Source organism: Streptomyces capoamus (assembly GCF_014654935.1).
Classification (GTDB): Bacteria; Actinomycetota; Actinomycetes; order Streptomycetales; family Streptomycetaceae; genus Streptomyces; species Streptomyces capoamus.
The window spans coordinates 23912-32546 of record NZ_BNBF01000029.1 but is presented as its reverse complement, the minus strand read 5'-3'; the positions used below and the strand labels follow the sequence as shown (position 1 = coordinate 32546).

The 8635-nt window shown below is 73.6% G+C and carries 8 protein-coding genes and 1 tRNA gene; 5 read left to right on the top strand and 4 right to left on the bottom strand.

The features are described from left to right. The first annotated feature begins 188 nt into the window (after window positions 1-188). Window positions 189-1694: an amino acid permease gene (locus tag IE312_RS32685; protein ID WP_189985869.1), complete on the top strand. Its 1506-nt coding sequence runs from the start codon at window positions 189-191 to the stop codon at window positions 1692-1694. A 99-nt stretch (window positions 1695-1793) separates the two neighbouring features. Then, a tRNA-Lys gene (locus tag IE312_RS32680) sits at window positions 1794-1866 on the top strand. Between the two features lie 16 nt (window positions 1867-1882). Here IE312_RS32680 and IE312_RS32675 read toward each other — a convergent pair. Further along, window positions 1883-2482 (bottom strand): TetR/AcrR family transcriptional regulator, encoded by a 600-nt coding sequence (locus IE312_RS32675; protein ID WP_189985868.1) that lies wholly within the window; start codon window positions 2480-2482, stop codon window positions 1883-1885. Window positions 2483-2565: 83 nt separating this feature from the next. Beyond that, window positions 2566-3252 (bottom strand): TetR/AcrR family transcriptional regulator, encoded by a 687-nt coding sequence (locus IE312_RS32670; protein WP_189985867.1) that lies wholly within the window; start codon window positions 3250-3252, stop codon window positions 2566-2568. A 140-nt stretch (window positions 3253-3392) separates the two neighbouring features. Here IE312_RS32670 and IE312_RS32665 point away from each other — a divergent pair, with 140 nt between their 5' ends. Together IE312_RS32665 and IE312_RS32660 are read left to right on the top strand one after the other, a co-directional pair. Continuing rightward, complete coding sequence (locus IE312_RS32665; protein WP_189985866.1) at window positions 3393-4037, top strand: NADPH-dependent FMN reductase; 645 nt, start codon at window positions 3393-3395, stop codon at window positions 4035-4037. Window positions 4038-4051: 14 nt separating this feature from the next. Next, window positions 4052-5476, top strand: a complete 1425-nt coding sequence (locus IE312_RS32660) for a DHA2 family efflux MFS transporter permease subunit (protein WP_189985865.1) — start codon at window positions 4052-4054, stop codon at window positions 5474-5476. A gap of 632 nt (window positions 5477-6108) precedes the next feature. Here IE312_RS32660 and IE312_RS32655 read toward each other — a convergent pair. Together IE312_RS32655 and IE312_RS32650 are read right to left on the bottom strand one after the other, a co-directional pair. Continuing rightward, entirely contained in the window at window positions 6109-6735 is a 627-nt protein-coding gene (locus IE312_RS32655) for a GTP cyclohydrolase II (RefSeq protein WP_189985864.1), read from the bottom strand. Between the two features lie 90 nt (window positions 6736-6825). After that, the gene (locus tag IE312_RS32650; protein WP_189985863.1) at window positions 6826-7338 is read right to left on the bottom strand and encodes a MarR family winged helix-turn-helix transcriptional regulator; all 513 of its coding nucleotides are present in this window, start codon (window positions 7336-7338) and stop codon (window positions 6826-6828) included. Between the two features lie 90 nt (window positions 7339-7428). Between IE312_RS32650 and IE312_RS32645 the strand changes: the two genes are divergently transcribed. Further along, entirely contained in the window at window positions 7429-8559 is a 1131-nt protein-coding gene (locus IE312_RS32645; RefSeq protein ID WP_189985862.1) for a dihydrofolate reductase family protein, read from the top strand. Window positions 8560-8635: the final 76 nt, after the last annotated feature.

Sequence of the window (8635 nt, the reverse complement as noted above, 5' to 3'; positions counted from 1 at the left end):
GCGGCAACGGCTCCTCCTTCGGCCGCCGCGAGGACAAGCCGCGCTGGAAGCGCAACGGCTGACGCCGAGTGAGGCAGTGAGCGAGGGCCCGTACGACACCGTTCGTACGGGCCCTTCCGCGTACCCGGGGTGTTTTCCGGTCACCGAGTGACGCATGTCACGATCCCGGTGAGGGAATTGCTGGGGGCATGACAGATGACGCGGAAGCGGCCGGACCGTCGGACGAGGAACGGCTGGCCCAGCTCGGCTACACCCAGGTCCTCGCCCGCCGCATGTCGGCGTTCTCGAACTACGCCGTCTCCTTCACGATCATCTCGGTGCTGTCCGGCTGCCTGACCCTCTACCTCTTCGGCATGACCACGGGCGGCCCCGCCGTGATCACCTGGGGCTGGGTGGCGGTCGGCCTGATGACCCTGTTCGTGGGCCTGTCGATGGCCGAGATCTGCTCGGCCTACCCGACCTCGGCCGGCCTGTACTTCTGGGCCCACCGCCTGGCGCCCCCACGCTCGGCCGCCGCCTGGGCGTGGTTCACGGGCTGGTTCAACGTGCTCGGCCAGGTGGCGGTCACCGCCGGCATCGACTTCGGCGCGGCCTCCTTCCTGGGCGCCTGGCTGAACCTCCAGTTCGGCTTCGAGGTGACCCCCGGCCGCACGGTGCTGCTCTTCGCGGCGATCCTCCTCCTGCACGGCCTGCTGAACACCTTCGGCGTGCGGATCGTCGCCTTCCTGAACGGCGTGAGCGTGTGGTGGCACGTCCTCGGGGTCGCGGTGATCGTCGCCGCGCTCGCGCTGGTCCCCGACCACCACCGGTCGGCGTCCTTCGTCTTCACCCACTTCGTCGACAGGACCGGCTGGGGCAGCGGCCCGTACGTGGTGCTACTGGGCCTGCTGATGGCCCAGTACACCTTCACCGGCTACGACGCCTCCGCCCACATGACCGAGGAGACGCACGACGCGGCCACCGCGGGCCCGAAGGGCATCGTCCGCTCCATCTGGACCTCCTGGATCGCCGGGTTCGTGCTGCTGCTCGGCTTCACCTTCGCCATCCAGTCGTACGACAGGGAACTCGCCTCCCCCACCGGAGCTCCGCCCGCCCAGATCCTCCTGGACGCCCTCGGCGCCACGGCCGGCAAGCTCCTGCTGCTGGTGGTGATCGGCGCCCAGCTCTTCTGCGGCATGGCCTCCGTGACCGCCAACAGCCGCATGATCTACGCGTTCTCCCGGGACGGCGCGCTGCCGTTCTCCCGCGTCTGGCACACGGTCAGCCCGCGCACCCGCACCCCCGTGGCGGCGGTCTGGCTGGCCGCCCTGGGCGCGCTGGCACTCGGTCTGCCGTACCTGATCAACACGACGGCCTACGCGGCGGTGACGTCCATCGCGGTCATCGGTCTCTACATCGCGTACGTCATCCCGACCTACCTCCGCGTCCGCAAGGGCACCGCGTTCACCCCCGGCCCGTGGCACCTGGGCCGGTGGTCGGGGGCCGTCGGCATCGTGTCGGTGGCCTGGGTGGCCCTGATCACGGTCCTCTTCATGCTCCCGCAGGTCTCCCCGGTCACCTGGAAGACCTTCAACTACGCCCCGGTGGCCGTCCTGGTCGTGCTCGGCTTCGCCGCGACCTGGTGGCTGGCCTCGGCCCGCCACTGGTTCCTCACCCGGCGCCCGGTCCCGGCCCCCGTCCCGGCCGAAAAGTAACCATCCCCCCGCTTCCGTCACCCCCGACGCGGCCGTGTCACCGATACCCGATCGGCGACACGGCCACGTCCGGCTATGCTCGGACAGGCACCATCGCACGGGCCGTTAGCTCAATTGGCAGAGCAGGGGACTTTTAATCCCTTGGTTGTGGGTTCGAGTCCCACACGGCCTACCGAAAGGACCCCAGGTCAGCGCACGCTCGGCCTGGGGTCGTCGGTTTTCACGAGCCGGTCCACCGCAGCCGTCACCAGGGCGTCGCGTTCCTCCTCGGTGAGTACCTCGGGCAGTGTGAGCTGTTCGACGATGAGCCAGTTCAGGGCCAGGTAGAGGAGTTTGACGGCGGTGGCGTCGCCGGGCAGGCCGCTGGACCCGTGGTACGCGAGGTTGGCGTCGAGGTCCGCGCGGACCCGCTCGGTGAGGACCGCGCGCAGTTCCGGCCGCCGGGTGGCCTCCAGGCGGAGTTCCAGCAGGGCCAGGTAGCCGGTGCGGAAGGACGCGACGCGGCCGACGAGTTCGCGCATCAGGAGGGCGTAGGTGTCCCGGTCCCGGGCGGCGGTCCGGTGCCGTTCGAGGGTCGCCCCGTCGGGCTGGAGCCGCTCGTAGACGCGGGCGCCGGCCTGGGTGAGCAGGTCGTCGCGGCTGGTGAAGTAGTTGGACGCGGTGCCGGTGGGCACGGTGGCCTCGGCGTCCACCGCCCGGAAGGTCAGCCCCCGCGCGCCCTCCCGGGCCAGCACCTCGATCGCCGCGTCGACGAGTGCCGCGCGCCGCTGGTCGTTGCGTCTCACCATGGGTCTCGGCTCCGGGTGCGCTGGGGGCGGATCGTCACTCCGGGCAGAGTACTGCGTGCGCAGTGGTGTGGGGTGCGGGGCGGCTAGGACGCGCGGTAGGCCCGCAGGAAGGCGCGCACCCCGCCCCTGAGCAGGCGGTCCGTCTCCGGCTCCGGCAGGGGGAGGACGCCGTAGTGGGTGGCCTGGACGATCCGGTGCGAGACGAGGGCCGTGAAGTGGCCGGCGGCCAGGGGCGCGTCGCCGTGCAGGTCCAGCAGGCCGGCGTCCTCCAGACGGGTCATCGCCTCGGTGAGGGCGCGGTCGACCGGTGCCGGTCCGGCCTCGTGCCAGGCCTCGAGGACCTCGGGCGGTACGTGGTCGGCCTCCGCGTGGATGTGCCGGACCAGCGCGACGTGGTTGGCGTAGTCGGACATGAGCCCGTGGAAACCGCGGGCCAGGGCGACCAGGTCGCGTTCCAGGTCGTCGGGGTGCGGCGGGCGCTCCGGGTCCAGCACGGCGTGCAGGCGGGCCAGTTGGGCGTCCCGGACGTCGCTGGAGGTCCAGGTCACGACCGTCTGGAACAGCTGCGCCTTGCCGCCGGGGAAGTGGTTGTAGAGCGTGCGGGTGGAGACGCCGGCGGCGGCGGCGAGGGCGTCGACCGAGGCGCGGGCGTAGCCCTCGCGGCCGAAGACCGTGCAGGCCGCGCTCGCGATGGCCATCTGCTTCTGCAGCTTGCGCGGCGGCACCTCGCTCCGCGCCCGCTCCAGCCGGGACTCGTTGGTCTGGCCCACGCTCGCCTCCTTCGTGACCAGCCCACTCTAACCGAACTACAACGGCCGTTGTAATTCTTACAACGCTCGTTGTACTTTGCTGCCGGGGCGGTCGCCGCGAGCGGTCGCCCGGCATCGACATCACTCACAGGGGGACAGCTGTGTCCGCTTCCGTTTCCGCTTCCGTTTCCGATCCCGCGTCCGGCGCCGCCGAGGACCGTCCGCTCCGTATCGCCGTCGTCCTCGGCAGCGTGCGCGAGGGACGCCGGGGACCGGCCGTCGCCCACTGGTTCCTGAGCACCGCCGCCGCCCTCGACCCGGCCCTGGAGTTCGACGTCGTCGACCTCGCCGAGGTGGACCTGCCGCTGGTGCTGCCCGGCTGGGGCGGCACACCGAGCCCCGAGACCGTCGCCGCGCTGCGGGACGTCTCGCCGCGGCTCGCCGCCGCCGACGCGTTCGTGGTCGTCACACCCGAGTACAACCACAGCTTCCCCGCGGCACTGAAGAACCTCATCGACTGGCACTCGCGCGAGTGGCAGGCCAAGCCGGTCGGCTTCGTGTCGTACGGCGGTCTCGGCGGCGGGCTGCGCGCGGTCGAGCAGCTCCGGCTGGTCTTCGCCGAACTGCACGCCGTGACCGTGCGCGACTCCGTCAGCCTGCACGGCCCCTGGTCCGGGCTCGGCGCGGACGGCGTCCCGCTCGACGCCGACGTGTGCGCCGGCGCCGCCAAGGGCATGCTCGGCCAGCTCGCCTGGTGGGCCCGGGCCCTGCGCACCGCCCGTACCGACCGCCCCTACGCGGTCTGAGGGGGCGGCAGCGGATGACCGCCTCCCCTTCCGCGCCGGACGTGGCCCCGGCCCCGCCCTCCGCCCCCGCCTCACCCACCGCGCTCTACCGGGTCATCACCGTCGTGGTCCTCGGCACCGTCATGGCCGTACTCGACATGACGATCGTGAACGTCGCGCTGCGGCGGCTCTCGGAGTCGTTCGGGGCGCCCCTGCAGACCATCCAGTGGACCGCGACGGCGTACACGCTGGCACTGGCCGCGGTCATTCCGACGGCCGGCTGGGCGATGGCCCGGATCGGCGCGAAACGGACGTACCTGACGGCGCTGGTGCTGTTCGCACTGGGCTCGCTGCTCGCCGCCTGCGCCTGGGACGCGGGCAGCCTGATCGCGTTCCGCGCGGTGCAGGGGCTGGGCGGCGGGCTGCTGCAGCCGGTCGGCATGGCGATGGGCATGCGGGTCGCTGACCGGGCCCGGCTCGGCCGGGCGATGGGCCTGCTGGGGCTGCCGATCCTGGTCGGCCCGGTCGCCGGCCCGGTGCTCGGCGGCTGGCTGGTGGACTCCGTGTCCTGGCACTGGATCTTCCTGATCAACCTGCCGGTCGGCGCCCTGGCCCTGGTCCTCGCGGCCCGGCTGCTGCCCAAGGACGCCCCGGACCGCCGCGGCCAGGAACCGCCCCGGCTGGACGTACCCGGCCTGCTGATGCTCTCGCCCGGCCTGGCCCTGCTCCTGTACGGGCTGACCCGCTGCGGCGAACGCGGCGACGCCACGTCCCCCGGCACGCTGCTGCCCCTGTTCGCCGGGGTGGCGCTCGCGGCCGGCTTCGTACGGCGGGCGCTCACCGCCCGCGCGCCGCTGCTGGACCTCCGGCTGCTGCGGGACCGCACCTTCGCCGCCGGCATCGGCACGCTCGCCCTGTTCACCTGCGGCTACTTCGGCTCGATGCTGCTCGGCCCGCTGTACTGGCAACAGGAGCGGGGCCGGACCGCGACGGCGGCCGGGATGCTCGGGGCGCCGGTCGGGCTGGTGGTCGGTATGACGATGCAGATCGCCGCCCGGCGGATCGACCGGGCCGTACCGCGCCGGCTGATCGCGGCGGGCTGCGCGGTGGCCGCGCTCGGCATGGCCTTGCTGGCCTGGCAGACCGGTACGGCCGGGGTCGCGCCCTGGCGGATCGTCGCCGGGGGCATGGTGATGGGGGTCGGAGCCGGGATGACCCTGATGCCGGCCATGACCACCGCGACCCGGGGCCTGTCCCCGGACCGGCTGGCGGGCGCGAGCACCGCGCTCAGCATCAACGCCCAGCTGGCCGCGTCGGTGGGTACGGCCCTGCTGTCGGTGGTGCTGAGCTCGGCGGGCCAGAGCCCGTCCGGCTTCCGCCTCACCTACGCCGTCACGGCGGCCCTCCTCGCCCTGGCCGTCCTCCCGGCCCTCCGCCTCCCGTCCCACCGCCAGGAATGAGCCCCGCCTCACGCACGGGTCGCCGGGCCCTTGCCAGGGCCACTGCCGCGGTCCGACGTCCGGGGTGGTGGGTACCGGTTCGCCTTCGGGGTCCCTGCCTGGGGCTCCGGCCCACCGCGTCGGGGTCGCTGCCGCGGTCCGACGTCCGGGGTGGTGGGTGCCAGTTCGCCTTCGGGTTCCTGCCTGGGTTTCCTGCCCACCGCGTCGGGGTCGCCGTCCGGACTCGGGCCCTTCGTCGGGTTCCGGTCCGGCGTCGGCCGGGTGGGGAAGCGGGCTCCGGCCCCGCGTCGGGCTCCGGCCCATCGTCGGGCTTCGGCCGCCCGCGTCGGGGTCGCTCCCGGACTCTGCCCCCGGTCGGGCTCCGGTCCGGCGTCGGCTGGGTCGGGAAGCGGGCTCCGGCCCATCGTCGGGCTTCGGCCGCCCGCGTCGGGGTCGCTTCACGGACTCTGCCCCCGGTCGGGCTCCGGTCCGGCGTCGGCCGGGTGGGGAAGCGGGCTCCGGCCCGCCGTCGGGCTCTGGCCGCCCACGTCGGGTCGCTGCCCGAACTCCGGCCCCCGGTCGGGCTCCGGCCATGCGTCGGCCGGGTCGGAAAGCGGGACCCGGCGCCCGTCGGCCGGGCCGGGCGGCGGGGGCTAGCCCGTAGTCAGTTCCGCCAGTGGCAGGGTGTGCTGGGTCTGGAGGACCTTCGCGCGCAGGTAGTGGACGTTGTGGGCGGTGGGGAAGACGCCGGTCGGCACCCGGTCCCGGACCGCGAGGCCCAGTGAGCGCAGCTGCCCGGCCTTGTCGGGGTTGTTGGACAGCAGGTCCAGCTCGGTGACGCCGAGGGCGGTGAGCATCTGGGCGGCTGCCGTGTAGTCCCGGGCGTCCTCCGGGAGGCCGAGCGCGGCGTTCGCCTCGTAGGTGTCGAGCCCCCCGTCCTGGAGGGCGTACGCGTCGAGCTTGTTGTAGAGGCCGATGCCCCGGCCCTCCTGCCGCAGGTAGAGCAGCACACCGCCGTGGCCGGCGATGCGCTCGACCGCCTCGCGCAGCTGCGGGCCGCAGTCGCAGCGGGCCGAGCCGAAGACGTCACCGGTCAGGCACTCGGAGTGGAGTCGCACCAGCGGGACCGGACCGGGCTCGCCGAGGACGAGGGCGAGGTGCTCACGGCCGTCGGTGAGGCCGTGGAAGGTGACGACGTCCGCGTCGGCGCCGTAGCCGTCGGCGAAGCGCAGCGGTACCCGGACGCGGGCGCGCGGGGTGGCGGCGGGGATGTCGGGCATGCGGAGTCCCTCCGTGAGGTGCTTCAGATTTGAAGCAGTACTGCGCAGGGACCCTACCGCTGCTTAAAAGTTAAAGCAATCGATCGCGTCCTAGGGGGAACAGGACGAACGGCGCCGCCAGGGAAGGTCGCCGGCGCCCGCCCCCGGGTCCTCGTCCTGCAGCCCGCGCGCGATCCCCGTGCAGATCTCCGCCAGCTGCCCCACCTGCTCCGGCGTGAGCCGGTCGAACAGCGCGGAGCGCACCGTCTCCACGTGCCCGGGGGCCGTACGCTCCAGGACGGCCATCCCCTCGTCCGTCAGCACCGCCAGCGAGCTGCGCCTGTCCCGGCGGCAGTCCTCCCGGCGCACCAGGCCGTCCCGCTCCAGCCGGGTCACCGCGTACGTCAGCCGGCTGCGCGTGATCTTCAGCGTCTCGGCCAGGTCGGTCATGCGCAGCCGCCGGTCGGGCGCCTCGGAGAGGTTGGCCAGCACCATGTAGAACAGGTGCGGCATGCCGCCCTCCTGCTGGAGCTGCCGGTCGATGACGTCCTCCAGGAGCCGGGAGGCCGCGTTGTAGGCGCGCCAGGCGCGCTGTTCCTCCGGGGTGAGCCAGCGGGTCGTCATGTCACCAGTGTAGGTTTGTTTCAAACTTGAACCAAGGGGGACGACCGGCCGGCCAGCCCCGGCCCCGCCTCCGGAGAAGAGAGCGCGCCGATGCCCCTGCCGTACGTGCTGCTGTCCGCCGCCGTCTCCCTCGACGGCTACCTGGACGACACCGGCCCCGAGCGGCTCCTGCTGTCCAGCCCGGCCGACTTCGACCGGGTCGACGCGGTACGGGCCTCGGTCGACGCCATCCTCGTCGGCGCCGGCACGATCCGCGCCGACAACCCCCGCCTGCTGGTCAACTCGGCCGAGCGGCGCGCGGCCCGCACGGCGGCGGGCCGGCCGGAGTACCCGCTGAAGGTCACCGTCACCGCCACCGGTGACCTCGACCCGGCCGCCCACTTCTGGCACACCGGCGGCGAGAAGCTCGTCTACACCACCGACCGGGGCGCCGACCGTGCCGCCCGTCTCCTCGGTGGCACCGCCGACGTCGTCCCGCTCGGCCCCGCCCTGGACTGGCGGGCCCTGCTGGAGCACCTGCACGAGGCGCGCGGGGTCGGACGCCTGATGGTCGAGGGCGGTGGCACGGTCCACACCCAGCTCCTCCAGCAGGGCCTCGCCGACGAACTCCAGCTGGTCCTCGCGCCGCTGTTCGTGGGCGACCCGGCGGCGCCCCGTCTGTTCGGGCCGGGGGCCTACCAGGCGGGGCGGCTGCGCCTGCTCGACACCCGCCGGATCGAGGACGTCGTGCTCATGCGGTACGAGCCGACGGCTCCCGGCACCGGCCCGCTGCCCACCGCCGCGGACCGCCGCTGGCTGCGTACCGCCTGCGAGCTGGCCGCGCAGTGCCCGCCCTCGCGGACGGCGTTCAGCGTCGGCGCGGTGGTGGTGGCCGCCGACGGGACGGAGCTGGCGCGGGGTTTCTCGCGGGAGGGGGGCGATCCCGTGGCGCACGCCGAGGAGGCGGCACTGGCGAAGATCGATCCGGCCGATCCCCGGCTGGCCGCCGCCACGGTGTACAGCAGCCTGGAGCCGTGCGCCCGGCGGGCGTCCCGGCCGGCGCCCTGTGCGGAGCTGGTGCTGCGGGCGGGCGTGCGCAGGGTCGTCACCGCGTGGCGGGAACCCGACACGTTCGTCCACGGGGCCGACGGGGCGGGGGTGCTCGTCGCCGGGGGCGCACGGGTCGTCGTCCTCCCCGAGCTGGAGGAGCTGGCCAAGGCGCCGAACGCGCACGTGCTGTGAGCGCCGGGGCGCCCCTGGCGGGTGGCCTCGGCGGGAAACACTCAGGGCCCGGAATCCAGTGGATTCCGGGCCCTGA